Origin of the sequence: Pseudomonas sp. Fl5BN2 (assembly GCF_009908205.1) — a bacterium.
In the GTDB taxonomy this organism is placed as follows: domain Bacteria; phylum Pseudomonadota; class Gammaproteobacteria; order Pseudomonadales; family Pseudomonadaceae; genus Aquipseudomonas.
The window spans coordinates 100,472-116,139 of the sequence record NZ_JAAARL010000001.1; the positions used below are offsets into that span (position 1 = coordinate 100,472).

15 protein-coding genes are annotated in these 15,668 nt (G+C 60.3%); 5 read left to right on the top strand and 10 right to left on the bottom strand.

The annotated features are described in order from the left end of the window. Nucleotides 1-62 precede the first annotated feature (62 nt). From glyQ to GV819_RS00545, 4 genes are all read left to right on the top strand, one after another. A complete protein-coding gene (gene glyQ, locus GV819_RS00530; RefSeq protein ID WP_025132111.1) occupies nucleotides 63-1,016 on the top strand; it encodes a glycine--tRNA ligase subunit alpha in 954 nt (317 codons plus the stop codon). After that, complete coding sequence (gene glyS, locus GV819_RS00535; RefSeq protein WP_161752474.1) at nucleotides 1,013-3,067, top strand: glycine--tRNA ligase subunit beta; 2,055 nt, start codon at nucleotides 1,013-1,015, stop codon at nucleotides 3,065-3,067. Before glyQ ends, glyS begins: the two co-directional genes overlap by 4 nt. A gap of 10 nt (nucleotides 3,068-3,077) precedes the next feature. Next, the gene (gene gmhB, locus GV819_RS00540; RefSeq protein WP_368668857.1) at nucleotides 3,078-3,617 is read left to right on the top strand and encodes a D-glycero-beta-D-manno-heptose 1,7-bisphosphate 7-phosphatase; all 540 of its coding nucleotides are present in this window, start codon (nucleotides 3,078-3,080) and stop codon (nucleotides 3,615-3,617) included. A gap of 82 nt (nucleotides 3,618-3,699) precedes the next feature. Then, complete coding sequence (locus GV819_RS00545; protein WP_161752478.1) at nucleotides 3,700-4,470, top strand: lysophospholipid acyltransferase family protein; 771 nt, start codon at nucleotides 3,700-3,702, stop codon at nucleotides 4,468-4,470. 222 nt (nucleotides 4,471-4,692) lie between these two features. On the opposite strand, the gene GV819_RS00550 is transcribed toward GV819_RS00545, so the two are convergent. The 3 genes from GV819_RS00550 to GV819_RS00560 all read right to left on the bottom strand — a co-directional run bounded on the left by GV819_RS00550 (nucleotide 4,693) and on the right by GV819_RS00560 (nucleotide 8,721). Then, nucleotides 4,693-7,014: a CHASE2 domain-containing protein gene (locus GV819_RS00550; protein ID WP_161752480.1), complete on the bottom strand. Its 2,322-nt coding sequence runs from the start codon at nucleotides 7,012-7,014 to the stop codon at nucleotides 4,693-4,695. Between the two features lie 18 nt (nucleotides 7,015-7,032). Beyond that, complete coding sequence (locus GV819_RS00555; protein WP_161752482.1) at nucleotides 7,033-8,031, bottom strand: FecR family protein; 999 nt, start codon at nucleotides 8,029-8,031, stop codon at nucleotides 7,033-7,035. Nucleotides 8,032-8,436: 405 nt separating this feature from the next. Beyond that, entirely contained in the window at nucleotides 8,437-8,721 is a 285-nt protein-coding gene (locus GV819_RS00560; protein ID WP_161752483.1) for a hypothetical protein, read from the bottom strand. Nucleotides 8,722-8,953: 232 nt separating this feature from the next. On the opposite strand from GV819_RS00560, the gene GV819_RS00565 reads away from it, so the two are divergent. Beyond that, nucleotides 8,954-9,682 (top strand): response regulator transcription factor, encoded by a 729-nt coding sequence (locus GV819_RS00565; RefSeq protein ID WP_161752485.1) that lies wholly within the window; start codon nucleotides 8,954-8,956, stop codon nucleotides 9,680-9,682. Nucleotides 9,683-9,709: 27 nt separating this feature from the next. Here the strand turns inward: GV819_RS00565 and GV819_RS00570 are convergent, their stop codons facing one another. The 7 genes from GV819_RS00570 to recF form a co-directional block, all read right to left on the bottom strand. Beyond that, a complete protein-coding gene (locus GV819_RS00570; protein ID WP_178125904.1) occupies nucleotides 9,710-10,030 on the bottom strand; it encodes an immunity protein Imm33 domain-containing protein in 321 nt (106 codons plus the stop codon). Nucleotides 10,031-10,041: 11 nt separating this feature from the next. Further along, nucleotides 10,042-10,383, bottom strand: a complete 342-nt coding sequence (locus tag GV819_RS00575; RefSeq protein WP_161752489.1) for a hypothetical protein — start codon at nucleotides 10,381-10,383, stop codon at nucleotides 10,042-10,044. Nucleotides 10,384-10,406: 23 nt separating this feature from the next. Then, nucleotides 10,407-10,892, bottom strand: a complete 486-nt coding sequence (locus tag GV819_RS00580; RefSeq protein WP_161752491.1) for a DUF4265 domain-containing protein — start codon at nucleotides 10,890-10,892, stop codon at nucleotides 10,407-10,409. 129 nt (nucleotides 10,893-11,021) lie between these two features. Then, on the bottom strand, nucleotides 11,022-11,492 hold the full coding sequence (locus GV819_RS33055) for a hypothetical protein (protein WP_161752493.1): 471 nt from the start codon (nucleotides 11,490-11,492) through the stop codon (nucleotides 11,022-11,024). Nucleotides 11,493-11,504: 12 nt separating this feature from the next. Continuing rightward, nucleotides 11,505-12,020, bottom strand: a complete 516-nt coding sequence (locus GV819_RS00590; RefSeq protein ID WP_161752495.1) for an Imm21 family immunity protein — start codon at nucleotides 12,018-12,020, stop codon at nucleotides 11,505-11,507. A 114-nt stretch (nucleotides 12,021-12,134) separates the two neighbouring features. Further along, on the bottom strand, nucleotides 12,135-14,552 hold the full coding sequence (gene gyrB / locus GV819_RS00595; protein WP_161752497.1) for a DNA topoisomerase (ATP-hydrolyzing) subunit B: 2,418 nt from the start codon (nucleotides 14,550-14,552) through the stop codon (nucleotides 12,135-12,137). A gap of 4 nt (nucleotides 14,553-14,556) precedes the next feature. After that, complete coding sequence (recF, locus tag GV819_RS00600) at nucleotides 14,557-15,660, bottom strand: DNA replication/repair protein RecF (RefSeq protein WP_161752499.1); 1,104 nt, start codon at nucleotides 15,658-15,660, stop codon at nucleotides 14,557-14,559. Nucleotides 15,661-15,668 lie beyond the last annotated feature (8 nt).

The window sequence follows — 15,668 nt, forward strand, 5'->3', positions numbered from 1 at the left end:
GCAGGACTGAATCGGGTATACTCCCGCTCCTTAAATCGCAGCCCAAGTAACAGGTGAATTTCGTGAGCCAGCCTACGCCAGCCGTGCGTACCTTCCAAGACTTGATCCTCGCCCTCCAGCAGTACTGGGCCGAGCAAGGTTGTGTGGTACTTCAGCCCTACGATATGGAAGTAGGCGCCGGCACTTTCCACACCGCTACCTTCCTGCGGGCCATCGGCCCGGAAACCTGGAACGCCGCTTATGTGCAGCCCAGTCGTCGCCCGACTGACGGCCGCTACGGCGAAAACCCCAACCGCCTGCAGCACTACTATCAGTTCCAGGTGGTCTTGAAGCCCAACCCGGAGAACTTCCAGGAGCTGTACCTGGGTTCCCTGAAGCACGTGGGCCTGGACCCGCTGGTGCACGACATCCGTTTCGTCGAAGACAACTGGGAGTCGCCGACCCTAGGCGCCTGGGGCCTGGGCTGGGAAGTCTGGCTCAACGGCATGGAAGTGACCCAATTCACCTACTTCCAGCAAGCGGGCGGCATCGAGTGCTATCCGGTGACCGGCGAGATCACCTATGGCCTGGAGCGCCTGGCCATGTACCTGCAGGGCGTGGACTCGGTGTACGACCTGGTCTGGGCCGACGGCCCGTTCGGCAAGGTCACCTACGGCGACGTGTTCCACCAGAACGAAGTGGAGCAGTCGACCTACAACTTCGAACACGCCAACGTCGAGAAGCTGTTCGAACTGTTCGACTTCTACGAAAGCGAAGCCAAGCGCCTGATCGAGCTGGATCAGCCGCTGCCACTGCCAAGCTATGAAATGGTCCTCAAGGCCTCGCACACCTTCAACCTGCTGGACGCGCGCCGAGCAATTTCGGTGACGGCCCGTCAGCAGTACATCCTGCGTGTACGCACCCTCGCGCGCTCCGTGGCCCAAGCCTACCTGATGGCTCGCGCCAAGCTGGGCTTCCCGATGGCGACCCCGGACCTGCGTGATGAAGTGTTGGCTAAGTTGGAGGCGGCACAATGAGTGCGCAAGATTTTCTGGTTGAACTGGGCACTGAAGAGCTGCCCCCAAAAGCCCTGAACACCCTGGCCGACGCCTTCCTGGCCGGCATCGAGAAAGGCCTGCAGAGCGCTGGCCTGAGCTTCGAGGCCAAGCAGGTCTATGCCGCGCCACGGCGCCTGGCAGTGCTGATCACTGGTCTGGCTACCCAGCAGCCAGACCGCAGCATCAACCTCGACGGCCCACCGCGCCAGGCCGCCTTCGATGCCGACGGCAACCCGACCCAGGCCGCCCTCGGCTTCGCCAAGAAGTGCGGCGTGGACCTGAGCGAAATCGACCAGAGCGGCCCCAAGCTGCGCTACAGCCAGAGCATCCAGGGCAAGCCCACCGCCAGCCTGCTGCCGACCATCGTCGAAGACTCGCTGAACGACCTGCCAATCCCCAAGCGCATGCGCTGGGCTGCGCGCAAGGAAGAGTTCGTGCGTCCGACCCAGTGGTTGGTAATGCTGCTGGGCGATGAAGTCATCGACTGCACCATCCTCGCCCAGAAAGCCGGTCGCGACTCCCGCGGTCACCGTTTCCATCACCCGGAAAACGTACGCATCACGGCGCCGGCCAACTACCTCAATGACCTGCGTGCCGCCTACGTACTGGCCGACGCCAACGAGCGCCGCGAGCTGATCAGCAAGCGCACCGCAGAGCTGGCAACCCTGCAGGAAGGCACGGCGATCGTGCCGGCAGACCTGCTGGACGAAGTCACCGCGCTGGTGGAATGGCCAGTGCCACTGGTGTGCTCGTTCGAGGAACGTTTCCTCGACGTGCCCCAGGAAGCCTTGATCACCACCATGCAGGACAACCAGAAGTACTTCTGCCTGCTGGACATCGACGGCAAGCTGCTGCCGCGCTTCATCACCGTGGCCAACATCGAAAGCAAGGACCCGCGCCAGATCATCGAGGGCAACGAGAAAGTCGTGCGCCCGCGTCTGACCGACGCCGAGTTCTTCTTCAAGCAAGACAAGAAGCACAAGCTCGAAGACTTCAACCTGCGCCTGCAGAACGTGGTCTTCCAGGAAAAACTCGGCAGCGTCTACGACAAGGCCGAGCGCATTTCCAAGCTGGCAGCGTTCATTGCCCCGCGCATCGGTGGCGACGCCCAGCGCGCAGCCCGCGCCGGCCTGCTCTCCAAGTGCGACCTCGCCACCGAGATGGTCGGCGAGTTCCCGGAAATGCAAGGTGTTGCCGGTTACTACTACGCCCTCAATGACGGCGAGCCGCAAGACGTGGCCCTGGCCCTGAACGAGCAGTACATGCCTCGTGGCGCCGGCGCCGAGCTGCCGAGCACCATCACCGGTGCCGCCGTGGCCATCGCTGACAAGCTGGACACCCTGGTGGGTATCTTCGGTATCGGCATGCTGCCCACCGGCAGCAAGGACCCCTACGCCCTGCGTCGTGCAGCCCTGGGTGTACTGCGCATCCTGATCGACAAGAAGTTCGACCTCGACCTGACCGACGCCGTGGCATTCGCCGTCAGCGCTTTCGGCACCAAGGTCAAGGCCGCCGGCCTGGCCGAGCAGGTGCTGGAGTTCATCTTCGACCGTCTGCGTGCCCGTTACGAAGACGAAGGCGTGGATGTAGCCACTTACCTGTCGGTGCGAGCCCTGAAGCCGGGCTCGGCCCTGGACTTCGACCAGCGCGTGCAAGCCGTACAGGCGTTCCGCAAGTTGCCGGAAGCCGCCGCCCTGGCTGCGGTGAACAAGCGCGTGTCGAACCTGTTGAGCAAAGTCGAAGGCAATGTGCCGACCACCATCGAAGCCAAGTACTTCGACAACGCCAACGAGTTCTCCCTGTACTCGGCAATCCAGCAGGCAGATCAGGCTGTACAGCCAATGGCCGCGGCCCGTCAGTACAGCGAGACCCTGGCCCGCCTGGCCGCCCTGCGCGAACCGGTGGACGCCTTCTTCGAGGCGGTAATGGTCAATGCTGAAGACGCCAAGGTACGGGCCAACCGCTATGCGCTGCTGGCGCGGCTGCGGGGCCTGTTCCTGGGCGTGGCGGACATTTCGGTACTGAGCTGACAGGTAGGGAATTGCTGTGAAACTGCTGATACTCGATCGTGACGGCGTGATCAATCACGACTCCGATGCCTACATCAAATCGGTGCAGGAGTGGATTCCAATCCCCGGCTCGATCGAAGCCATCGTGCAGTTGAGCAAGGCCGGCTGGACGGTGGCGATTGCCACCAACCAGTCCGGCATCGCTCGCGGCTACTACGACCTGGCCACTCTCGATGCCATGCACGCGCGCCTGCGCGAGCTGGTGGCCGAGCAGGGTGGTGAGGTTGGGCTGATCGTCTACTGCCCCCACGGCCCCGACGAAGGGTGCGCCTGTCGCAAACCGAAACCGGGCATGCTGCGAACCATTGCCGAGCACTACCAGGCGGATCTGACCGGTCTATGGTTTGTTGGTGACAGTCTCAGTGACCTGGAGGCCGCAAAAGCCGTCGACTCTCAGCCAGTATTGGTAAAGACCGGGAAAGGCCAAAAGACCCTGGGGAAAACCCTGCCGGTAGGCACCCTGATATTTGACGACCTGGCGGCCATTGCCGCTGAACTTATCCACAATTAGGCCCCTTCTGGCATCCTGACCAAGGACTGTTTGGGAGAGCGCTTTTTAACAGGCGGGCATGCCCGCAATGGTAAATGCCGCTATGTCGATCCTGCAGGCCATCAGAACCTTCTTCTTTTACCTGCTGCTGGGCACCAGTTCCTTGCTGTGGTGCTCCTTGAGCTTTTTTATCGCGCCGTTCCTGCCATTCAAGGCGCGCTATCGCTTTATCAACGTCTATTGGTGCCGCTGCGCACTGTGGCTGACCAAGGTATTTCTGAACATCCGCGTGGAAGTACAGGGCGCGGAAAACGTTCCCGAGCGGCCTTGCGTGATCGTCTCGAACCACCAGAGCACCTGGGAAACGTTCTTCCTCTCGGCCTACTTCGAGCCCCTGAGCCAGGTGCTCAAGCGCGAGTTGCTGTTTGTGCCGTTCTTCGGCTGGGCGATGGCCATGCTGCGGCCCATCGCCATTGATCGGGACAACCCCAAAGCCGCCCTCAAGCAAGTGGCGAGCAAGGGCAACGAGCTGCTCAAGGACAACGTCTGGGTGCTGATTTTCCCTGAGGGCACCCGTGTGCCGTTCGGCCAGGTCGGCAAATTTTCCCGCAGCGGCAGCGCCCTGGCGGTGAACGCCGATCTGCCGGTGCTGCCGGTGGCCCACAATGCTGGCAAGTACTGGCCGAAGAGCGGCTGGGCCAAGCGTCCCGGCACCATCACCGTGACCATTGGCGCACCGATGTATGCAGAAGGCAGCGGCCCACGGGCCATCGCCGAGCTCAATGACCGGGTGGCAGCATGGAACGAACAGGCTCAGCGGGATATGGGCTCATTGCCACCATTGGCCACTCCTGCAGATAAGATTGCTGTATGAGCTTCTGTGGATAACCTGTGTACGACTTTTCGTACAATGGCTAAAATTTACGTATAAATCACTGATTTATATGTATATTTCAAGAGCTCATAAAATACTGAAAAACGTGCATAAGTTTTTCTGAAGGCAAGAAATCGATCCGCAATGACTGCTGGCTGAGATAAGGCGCACTGCGCCTTCCGAGGGCCTCAAGTACCGGGATGATCTGCGGCATTCCAGCAGCTACAGGTCCTCCAGCAGGGGCAGCTCGAGGATGAAGCACGAGCCCTGGCCCACCACGCTCTTGCAGCTGATGCGCCCGTGATGCCGATCCACCACCGCCTTGACCATGGACAAGCCCAGGCCCAGGCCGTCGATGCCCTTGGCCGAGGCAAAGCGCTGGTATTGGCCGAACAGCAGGGGCAGATCCGCAGTCGCAATCCCCTGGCCTTCATCGCTGATCTCGCAACGCAGCCAACCTTCGGCACAACTGACTTGCACGCTTACGGTGGAGCCTGCCGGGCTGTACTTGATGGCATTCTCCAGCAGATTGAACAGGGCTCGGGTCAGCAGCGACTGATCCGCCAGGACCAGGCCTTCCGCTTCTTCATCCAGATCATGCCGCAGACCGATATTCTTCAACTGAGCCAAGGTGGTGGCCTGATCGAAGACATCCAGTACCAGCATGGCGAACATGCTCGGCTCGAACTGATAGGCCTCCGATTCGGCCTTGGCCAGTTGCACGAAGGCGTCGGTCAGCCCCAGCGCCCGGCGAACCTGCTGCTCGATCTGGGCGTATACCTGCTTGGGCAGCGAGGGTTGATGACGCTGGACATCCAGCAGCGCAAGGATCGCTGAGTGGGGCGCGCGCAAATCGTGGGAAAGAAACCGCAGCAGCACTCCGCGCTGCTGTTCGGCATCGCGCTCGACACTCAGGTCGGTCAGGCTCAACAACCAGCCGATCGGTGTGTCGCTGTCCACCGGCAGCAAAGGCGCCAACTCCATGCGCAAACTGCGTTGCTGAACATCGCGGAATTCTATTGCGGGCAACTGCGCCAGGCTCGGGTACAAGGCCGGTTCTGCCAACCCCGGATACCCCAGGAGCGCCAGTTGCGGGATCAGGGCCTGCCCGATCAGCGAATGGGCAAACACATCACGGGCATTGCGATTGGCCAGCAGGATCTTGCCGTCCGGATCACTGATCAGGGTCGCTACCGGCAGATATTCCAGGCCGTCGGCAATAAAGCGCCGGGTATCCCGGGTCCGGCTCAAAGCCTGCTCCAGGGCGACAATCTGCCCTTGCAACACATCACCCACCGGCGTCTGACTACGGCGTCGCTCCGGTAGCACCTTGGGTTCGCTGTCGAGGCGCGCAAGCTCCCAGCCGAAGTAGGCCAGGATCACGCTCAGCCGGCGCCAGTTCCAGATCAGATACGCCAGCAGCATGCCCAATAGGCTCGCTACCGGCGACCACCAGAACCCCAGGCGCAGCATCAGTACCGACCCCAGCAACGCCAAGCCTATGCAACCCAGGGTTATCCACAAGGCGTGGCGCGGACGCCAAAGCAGCAGACCGAGCAGGGCGGCGGTCAAGGCCATGGATAAGAGCATTCCCGACCATTTGCCCAGGGCGACAATACTGCGATGCTGCAACAGGCCGTTAAGCAGGTTGGCCTGGATCTCGACTCCCGGGGTGGTGCCCTGGCTGCCGGATTGCGGCGTCACGTAGCGATCCCCCAGCCCTGGAGCCGTGGACCCCACCAGGATCAACCGACCCCGCAGCAGCTGCGCTGGCACCTCGCCCCGCAACACACTGGCATAAGGCACGCTGGGAAAGCCCGCGGCCTTGCTGATAAAGGGAATACGTACCAGGTTGGCACGCAGCCAGCCCTGGGCAACCAGGGGACTCCCGGAACCCGGCATCAGCGGTAAAAGCGGGTCGGCTTCGGTGAGTTGGTAAAGCAACCAGGACAGTTGCGCTCGAGGCGCCTGCTGCGGACCTTCCTGCAGGTAGACACTGCGGACCGTGCCATCGGCATCCGCTTCAGCATTGATGTGACCCAGGCCCCGGGCACAGTTGCGCAGCAGCGCTACCGGAGGGATCTCGGCCAGGTCCTGGCCATAGCGGGCGGCGCCCTCACGCAGCACTGGCAGGAATACGTTGCCGGCGCGACAGAGGGCAGCCGCCAGACGGGTATCGTTCTCCTGCGTAGCGCCAGGCTCACTGAGGATCACATCGAACAGCACGCCCTTGACCTCGGCGGCAGTCAGCCGGTCCAGCAACTCGCCATGGATCGCCCGGGGCCAGGGCCAACGACCCAATTGCTGAAGGCTGTAGTCATCGATGGTCACCAGCAGAATTCGCGGGTCTACCGGCAGCGGGGTAAAACGCCGCAGATTGTCATAGAACAGGTTGTTCAGGGCCAGGCCGTGGCTCAGGGACAGCACCGCCGTCAGTGGCAGCAGAATCAGGCTGACCCACAACCACTGCCGCACCAGGCGCCGGAACAGATGCTGGGCCTGGGTTGACTCACGGCCATCGGTGCGGCGGCTCCACAGGCCCATCAGCGGTCTGCCGACGGGTTATTGGACACGGGTGGTTCTGGGGTAATAGAAGATGTCATAAACCCCGGTCTCTCCTTCCAGGCCATGCTCGTCGAACGCCGAAAGGCGCACGTGATAGAAAAATGCCTTCAAACCAGTGAAGTTGACTTCCGGGGTACTGGAGAACTGCTCCTGCTTGATATTCAGGAAATCCTTGTCAGTGGCCACCTGGGCTCGGTAACGACGGGCACCCGGCAAGGGTTGCAGGATCAGTTGCCAAACCGGCAGCGCGGCGATTTGACCGGCCTGCCCCAACAACCTGGGCGCCGCCAGCAGTTCCACCGGCTTCAACTCACCTTGTTTCTGAATCCGTAGGCCCTGGCGCGCCATGACCTGGACCTCGCCCGGCACCGGCCCTGCGGGTTTATCCACAGGACGCTTGCGAGCACGCGGCGCAGCCTTGCCCGGTGAGTCTTCCTCCCGGCTCACCGCCACCTGCCCGTTGAGCACCTCCACCAGCGCTTGTTGATCATCATTGCGCACTCGGAAATGGGTGCCGCGCACCCCCAACACACCCACCGGAGTGACGATCTGGAAGCGATCATGGTCGCTGCTGCGCTTGATCACATAGGACTCGATCTGCCCCTGTTCCAGGACCACCTGAGGAATCCGGTACTGGTTGTTCAGTTGCAAGGTGATCTGTGAGCTGGAGGGCAGCACCACCCGTGAGCCATCCCCCAAGGACAAGCTGACAAACGCCGATGGCGACGTCTTGACGCCCTCCTTTTCATCAATGCTCATGCCTTCTTCCAGAGCCACCTCACGGCCCTTGGCGTCCAGCTTCCAGGCTTCACCGGTCAAGTGTTCGACCGTGGCCGGTAGCGGCTGGCCACGACATTGCTGGTTGTCATCGATATAGGGCAGGCGTTGCGGGGCGGCCTGCACGGTGCACAGCGGCAGGATCAACCCCGCCAACAGCAGTGCGGCTCGCGCCACCTGAGACCGGCCAGCGGACGGAGAAGGGCAGAGGTCATTCATGGATATGCTTTGAGCCTTTGGGGAAACCACGGCGAAATCCTACGCACCATACCTGAGGCTGGTCACTGGCAGAAAGCCGGACACTGCATGATGCCGCCCGTTCAGGAGCGGGAGGTGGTGGTGAGGCAAAGGGGGGAGGAGAGTCAGGGGAGAAAAAAGTGACACATCCTTGTGTCGGGATCGAAGCGACCAGTCGCCCGATCCAGAGTCCTGAGGAGGCACTCCCTGTTTTCCCCTTCAACGACGCACGCAGGCGCGCGTTGTCCCGCCAGCCTGGCGGTTGACACTCCCTGTGTCGGAGCACTTCCAGGTGCCCCCGTGTGCCACTCAGCGGCAAGCAATGTAACGCTGCCTGGGCGGCTGCGACGGATTTGCAATATTTGTTCAGAATCATCCACAGCGCCCCTAGAAAACCCAGCGTTGAACCGGCTGCTGGGCGCGGGAAGGCAGTGCTATGCGCCCCATCACCGGTTCTGCATCCAGGGTCAGTGATGAATCGACAGGGCTGGGCAACGCCATTCGCGTGTACTCGGGCATCACTGCCGTGTAGGAAGGCGCTGCAGATGAATGCATAGTGCTGGCATTGACCCCGAGATAGGCGGCCAGCAACAGACTGAAAAAGCGTATCGGATCCTTACCGCTGAAGATTCCAACAACGGCGGCCTGGCCTTTCCTGAACATGTTCCCCATGATTGTTTTCCTTGCGTGTTCGAGCCGGTATCGTGCCGCTGCAACAGTCCGGCGACACCAGTGCTCCTGGCGTATTACCGGCTATTTGATATCAGCGTACCGAGGGAGCAGGGCCCCAAGAGCAATTCGCCACAATTGTTCAGATTCAGGTCTGGAGCCTAAACTTCTGCCTAGCCCACAGAGCGCAAGCCACCGCCTCGTGCGCTCCCCGAACCATAAGGAACTGCCTCGCATGCGTGTCGCAATACTGGATGACGAACCCGCAGAACTGGCACGGGTGGAACAGACACTGCGAGAAATTCCCGGCGCTGGCGAACAGCCCTGGACCCTGCACAGCTTCGAGCGCGGTGAAGACCTGTTGCGCCAACTGCGGCGGGAAACCTTCGACCTGCTGATTCTCGATTGGCAAGTACCGGACCTCAGTGGCCTGTCATTGCTGCGCTGGACCCGGGAACACATGGACTCGCCCCCACCGGCCATCATGCTCACCAGCCGCGATGCCGAGAGCGACATCGTCCAGGCCCTGAACACCGGGGCTGACGACTACCTGAGCAAGCCCTTTCGTCCCAACGAGCTCAAGGCCCGGGTCAACGCGGTGCTGCGCCGCCACGGCTTGCAGCGTAACAACAGTGAAGAGGTGCAGAGCTTCAACGACCTGAACTTCGACGATGCCGAGCTGACCGTCACCCGCGCCGGCGCCCCCATCAGCCTCACCGAACGCGAGTACCGCCTGGCCCGCTGCCTGTTCGCCAACCTGGGGCGACCGCTGTCCCGGGAGTACCTCTATGAGCGTTTCTGGACCCATGAGGAAATCGTTTCCTCACGGCCTCTGGATACCCACATCTACCGCCTGCGTAACAAGCTGGGGCTGACGGCCGATCGGGGCTGGCAACTGCTGACGATCTACGGCTATGGCTATCGCCTGGAAAGTGTCGCGTCGCCTGACGAGCAGGGCAACTGACTGCTTGCCGTCAAAAGCGGCTTGATATCATTCCGGGTCCCGCCAGACATCTTCATAGCCGCCGCGGTCGATGATGAAATGCGTCCCGCTCGGCAGATACAGGTAATCGATCACCTCCGGCAACAGCTCGAGCAGATGCTCGGCGCACAGAGGCTGGTAGAAATCCGCAGCGGCGGAATGTTCGCCGCAGTGGAAAAACCAACTGACCGTGCCGTTCTCCGGCAACTCGACCCGGGTGCCGTAGATGGGCGACTGCGCAAGGGAGCCGGTGGCCAGTGCAATCATCGGCTCCGGTGCCTGGGGAGCAAGGTCGTAGCGTTCACAGATAAGCTGCTGTCTTGGGTTCATTGGGCCAGCCATCAAGGGAAAACGGGGAGAATACGGCCCAGCGCAAAGACCTGTTCGAGTGCAACCTCGTCATCGCTGTCACCCTCTTCGAAACACCGGAAACGACGCCCCCGCAGCGCCGGCTCCAGGCACTTGTGTAACGCCGCGGTCCGGAACAGCAGCTCCATCCAGAGCCTATGGTCACTCTCGAAGGTCAGGCGCAGATCATAGTCGGCGCTGCTGCCCAGGCCAGGGTCCTTGAACTCGACCACCTGCTCTGCAGCCCGCACACAATCCGCACTGCCGCGCAGTCTATGCATGACCTGCCGCGCGTCCAGCGGCTCATCAAACACCAGGCAATATTCGTAGCCCATGCTCGTCTTCACTCCGTTCGCGATCAGCTATCCAGCCACCAATTGAGCAAGGTCTCGTCATCGGTGTCATCGAGGTTTTTATAGATGTTGGCGTAGTACCACTCGATGCCCGTGATCTCACGGAAGCGGTTGAAGAACAAGGCGATGTTGTCCATGCCATTTAGCGCTGGAACCGACAATGTCAGATTGCCCTTGTAGCGCCCGTCGAGCATGCCGCCCAATTCGGTCGCCACATCCGCCGCCAGGGCAACGATGTGTTCTTCAGGGATGTGATTGGCATAAATATGGATGCAGAAGTTGCCGCCACGCTTGAGCACCACGGCGGGGGCCTTGGGGTCCTTGATCGAGATGATGTCGCCCTTGGCCAGGTTCAGCGTCAGCCCTGGTGAATAGAGAATCTCGTAGCTGTCCTCATTGATCCGCCGTACATGCAGCGGCTCGTAGACCGGGCCGTGGTTGTTCTGCCCCGCGACAACCCGAATCGATATTTCCTGGTTTTCATCATCCATAACCAATTTCCGAGCGATTGCTGTTTTGACAAAGGGTGAAAAGGGTCGAGCCGGGCTCAGCTGAGTAGCGGGGTCAACGGCTCGACAAACACGTCTAAAAGCATGTGCTGTCGAGTTTTCCATCCCATCTCACAAAGGCGCCGCCATGGGCCTCACAAACTGTCCGCGAAAGAAGTTTTCCTCGAAGGAAAATATGACCTCTGCACTGCCCGGCATGACCAGGACCGTATTCTCATCGGACGGATAGAAAAAGTCGTCCCAGCATTTTATTAAAATATCCCTGGGCACCTGTGCTGCGCAGCACCTGCCCCAGAACAACCAGAGCCATTTTTCACCCTCTAGGGTCTTCTGGAAAAACCCGGCGCCGTCTGCCCGACGCTTGAAATCCAGGGTGGTCGTTTCGCTGACCTGAAACGTCCCGGCGCTGACGCTCATCAGGTGCGAAACCGCAACCCACTCATCCCATAGCGCCTGGGACTGCGCCTGCTGGTACAAGCACAGACGCTGTTTGTCGCTATCGGACAACCCACAATCCCGAGCATTGAACCGCCAGGCAATGGGGTAGCGTTGCTCATCAAAAAGGTAATGCTGCCTATCCATGCATGCCAAACCTCAGTGCGGATGGGCCCACTGGCGAGGCACTATCTGGTGGATCAACAGGGCGGTATCGGGCGTGGGCTGGTAGCGGAATGTCGATACCTCGCTGTGCGGCGACAGCAGTTGAAGGTGCAGACAAGCCTGTGGATCAAACCGGTCGACCCCATCAAACAGCACCAGCGCGTCGCTTGACCAATCAATACTCAATCGCTCGATCGGGTTCAGTGGACCAAGCTCAAGCAACTCAAGCTGCGCCAGCACCTCGGCCTCAGATGGGGCGCACATCCATCGGATAATCAGCAAGGCATCGTCTGCCGTGGCAATCGCCGTGTCCAAAGGCTCGTCACCCAGGACAAGAATGTCGTCATCGACACCCGCCAGCCGGCCGGCATAGTCATCCATCTGACACGCCCTGTGGTAATCCGAGGGATCACCGTCGAGGCCACGCCACAGACCGGCCAAGCCTTCCCCCATCACCACCAAGGGGCCACCGGAACTGGACAGCCATGGAGAAATCTTGAATCGACTCATAGGCTCCTTGCCTTCCTGTTGAGCAGAACAGCTACATGATCCACAGACAACGCCATGATGTCCGCGCAAAAAAAAGCCAACGCTAGGCGTTGGCTTTTGAGGTGCCACTGCGGATCAGAAATCCAGGTTGGACACCGCCAGGGCATTGCTTTCGATGAAGTCGCGACGTGGCTCAACCGCATCACCCATCAGGGTGTTGAAGATCTGGTCGGCGCCGATGGCGTCTTCAATGGTCACCTTGAGCATGCGGCGCATGCTTGGGTCCATGGTGGTTTCCCACAGTTGCTCAGGGTTCATTTCGCCCAGACCTTTGTATCGCTGGATGGTGTGACGCTTGGTGCTTTCCGCCATCAACCAATCCAGGGCTTCCTTGAACTCGGTCACCGCTTTCTTGCGCTCGCCACGCTGAACATAAGCACCTTCGTCCAGCAAGGTGCTCAGTTGAGCGCCGAGAGAGACGACGGTCTTGTAGTCATTACTGCCGAAGAAGTCGCGGTTGAAGGTGACATAGTTGGACAGGCCATGGGAGATCAGCTCGACCTCTGGCAGCCAGACATTACGCTCACGGTCTTCACGCAGGCTGGCCTTGTAGACCAGGCCGGACTTCTCGGAAGTGCGCAGACGGACGTCGAACTTGGCCAACCAATCCTGCATGGCCGCGTGATCGGACAATTGCTCCATGCTCACGGCCGGCAGGTAGATGAAGTGCTCGGTCAGCTCCTGCGGGTACAGGCGCGACAAACGCTTGAGGGTCTTCATCACCATGCGGAAGTCATTCACCAGAGCCTCCAGCGCAGGGCCGGAAATCCCAGGGGCTTCGTCGTTCAAGTGCAGGCTGGCATCTTCAAGCGCCGACTGGGTCATGTAGTCTTCCATGGCCTCGTCGTCTTTGATGTATTGCTCTTGCTTGCCCTTCTTGACCTTGTACAGCGGCGGCTGAGCGATGTAGATGTAGCCACGCTCAATCAGCTCTGGCAACTGACGGAAGAAGAAGGTCAGCAACAGGGTACGGATGTGCGAACCATCGACGTCAGCATCGGTCATGATGATGATGTTGTGATAACGCAGCTTGTCGATGTTGTACTCGTCGCGGCCGATGCCACAGCCCAGCGCGGTGATCAAGGTGCCGACCTCTTGCGAGGAGATCATCTTGTCGAAGCGCGCCTTCTCAACGTTGAGGATCTTGCCCTTGAGCGGCAGGATCGCCTGGGTCTTGCGGTTGCGTCCCTGCTTGGCGGAGCCGCCAGCAGAGTCACCTTCCACCAGGTAGAGTTCGGACAGGGCAGGGTCTTTTTCCTGGCAGTCCGCCAGTTTGCCCGGCAGGCCGGCAATATCCAGCGCGCCCTTGCGGCGGGTCATTTCACGGGCTTTACGCGCCGCTTCACGAGCACGCGCAGCATCGATCATCTTGCCCACCACCAACTTGGCTTCGTTGGGGTTTTCCAGCAGGAAGTCGGAGAAGAACTTGCCCATCTCCTGCTCGACAGCGGTCTTCACTTCGGAAGACACCAGCTTGTCTTTGGTCTGGGAGCTGAACTTCGGATCCGGTACCTTCACCGAGATAATCGCGGTCAGGCCTTCACGAGCGTCGTCACCGGTGGTGGCAACCTTGTGCTTCTTGGCCAGGCCTTCCTGTTCGATGTAGGTGTTCAGGTTCCGGGTCAGTGCCGAACGGAAGCCCACCAAGTGGGTGCCGCCGTCGCGCTGCGGAATGTTGTTGGTGAAGCACAACAGGTTCTCGTTGAAGCTGTCATTCCACTGCAGGGCGATTTCTACACCAATGCCGTCTTCACGTTGGACATTGAAGTGGAACACCTGGTTGACCGGCGTCTTGTTGGTGTTCAGGTAATCAACGAACGCACGCAGGCCGCCTTCGTACTTGAACAGCTCTTCCTTGCCGCTGCGTTCATCCTTGAGGACGATGCCGACACCGGAGTTGAGGAACGACAGTTCACGAATCCGCTTGGCCAGGACGTCCCAGCTGAAGTGGATGTTCTTGAAGGTATCAGCCGAAGGCTTGAAGTGGATCTGGGTACCGGTGGTTTCGCTGTCGCCAACGATCTTCATCCGATCTTGCGGTACACCGTGGACGTAGGTCTGTTCCCAGATCTTGCCGCTGCGGCGTACGGTGAGGATCAGTTCCTCGGACAGCGCGTTCACTACCGACACACCTACACCGTGCAGACCGCCGGATACCTTGTAGGAGTTGTCATCGAACTTACCGCCGGCGTGGAGCACGGTCATGATGACCTCTGCTGCGGAAACGCCTTCCTCTTTATGCACATCCACCGGGATGCCGCGACCGTTGTCGCGCACGGTGATGGATTCGTCCGGGTGGATGATGATGCTGATGTCGTCGCAATGGCCGGCCAAAGCTTCGTCGATCGAGTTATCGACCACCTCGAACACCATGTGGTGCAGACCGCTACCGTCATCGGTGTCGCCAATGTACATACCGGGACGTTTGCGTACGGCATCCAAACCTTTTAGCACCTTGATGCTGGTCGAGTCGTACGTATTTTCTTCGCTCATGCCTTCACTCCCGATGGTCGTGGGTCTGGGTGATACGGCCTTGTTCCACGTGGAACAAAGCGACTGGCGTTTCCGTCTGCCAGCCTTCCCTCAATAATTCGTGATCTACACAGGTGATAAACACCTGGCAGCGTAAGTCTTCCAACAAGCGACATAGAGCGCGGCGGTGCTGCTCGTCCAGCTCGGACGGCAAGTCATCCACTAGATAAATACACTGACCGCGGCGGGCCTGGCTGACCAGGTGCCCCTGGGCAATGCGCAAGGCACAGACCACCAACTTCTGCTGGCCACGGGACAAGATGTCCGCGGCGTTGTGCCCACTCAAGCGCAGACGCAGATCAGCACGTTGGGGACCGGCCTGGGTATGACCCATTTGCTGATCACGGTGCAGGGAGGTCGCGAGTACTTCGCTGAGCTCTCGTTCCTTGTCCCAACCACGGTAATAGCTAAGCGTCAGGCCCTCGAGCTCCAACAGTTCGCTCAAGGTCCGCTCAAAGACTGGTTTCAAGGCTTTGATGTAAGCGCGGCGGTATTCATCGATTTCAGCGCTGGCCTGACACAGTTCCCGGTCCCAGGCCGCTTGCGAAGCGGCGTCAAGTGTACCATGCCGCAGCCATGAGTTCCGCTGCCGCAGGGCCTTCTGCAAGCGCTGCCAGGTGGACATGAAACGAGGTTCCACATGGAACACACCCCAGTCGAGGAACTGCCGACGGATCTTCGGTGCACCTTCCAGCAGGCGAAAGCTGTCGGGGTTGATCAGTTGCAGCGGCAGGATCTCCGCCAGCTGTGCCGCACTGCGGGCATTCTGACCATCGATGCGGATCTGGAATTCCCCCTGGCGATCCCGGGAGATTCCCAGGCTGCTGTGCCCACCCTGAGCCAACTCCACCTGGCCAAATACGGTACAGGCCAGCTGCTCATACTGGATCACCGGTAACAGGCGCGCACTGCGAAACGAGCGGGCAAGCCCCAGCAGGTGGATGGCTTCCAGCACGCTGGTTTTGCCACTGCCATTGGCGCCGTAGAGAAGGTTGATGCGGGGGGAGGGGGAGAAGGTCACCGGGTGCAGATTGCGCACCGCGGTGACCGAGACGCGACTGAGGGACATCTAGCTTC

What these genes read in the sequence shown, in the direction of transcription:
- GV819_RS00580 (WP_161752491.1), bottom strand. Translation starts at nt 10,892, where the DNA reads ATGGATGATGAAAACCAGGAAATATCGATTCGGGTTGTCGCGGGGCAG.
- GV819_RS00565 (WP_161752485.1), top strand. Translation starts at nt 8,954, where the DNA reads ATGCGTGTCGCAATACTGGATGACGAACCCGCAGAACTGGCACGGGTG.
- GV819_RS00575 (WP_161752489.1), bottom strand. Translation starts at nt 10,383, where the DNA reads ATGGGCTACGAATATTGCCTGGTGTTTGATGAGCCGCTGGACGCGCGG.
- GV819_RS33055 (WP_161752493.1), bottom strand. Translation starts at nt 11,492, where the DNA reads ATGGATAGGCAGCATTACCTTTTTGATGAGCAACGCTACCCCATTGCC.
- GV819_RS00560 (WP_161752483.1), bottom strand. Translation starts at nt 8,721, where the DNA reads ATGGGGAACATGTTCAGGAAAGGCCAGGCCGCCGTTGTTGGAATCTTC.
- GV819_RS00590 (WP_161752495.1), bottom strand. Translation starts at nt 12,020, where the DNA reads ATGAGTCGATTCAAGATTTCTCCATGGCTGTCCAGTTCCGGTGGCCCC.
- GV819_RS00555 (WP_161752482.1), bottom strand. Translation starts at nt 8,031, where the DNA reads ATGAATGACCTCTGCCCTTCTCCGTCCGCTGGCCGGTCTCAGGTGGCG.
- recF (WP_161752499.1), bottom strand. Translation starts at nt 15,660, where the DNA reads ATGTCCCTCAGTCGCGTCTCGGTCACCGCGGTGCGCAATCTGCACCCG.
- gyrB (WP_161752497.1), bottom strand. Translation starts at nt 14,552, where the DNA reads ATGAGCGAAGAAAATACGTACGACTCGACCAGCATCAAGGTGCTAAAA.
- GV819_RS00570 (WP_178125904.1), bottom strand. Translation starts at nt 10,030, where the DNA reads ATGAACCCAAGACAGCAGCTTATCTGTGAACGCTACGACCTTGCTCCC.
- GV819_RS00545 (WP_161752478.1), top strand. Translation starts at nt 3,700, where the DNA reads ATGTCGATCCTGCAGGCCATCAGAACCTTCTTCTTTTACCTGCTGCTG.
- GV819_RS00550 (WP_161752480.1), bottom strand. Translation starts at nt 7,014, where the DNA reads ATGGGCCTGTGGAGCCGCCGCACCGATGGCCGTGAGTCAACCCAGGCC.
- glyS (WP_161752474.1), top strand. Translation starts at nt 1,013, where the DNA reads ATGAGTGCGCAAGATTTTCTGGTTGAACTGGGCACTGAAGAGCTGCCC.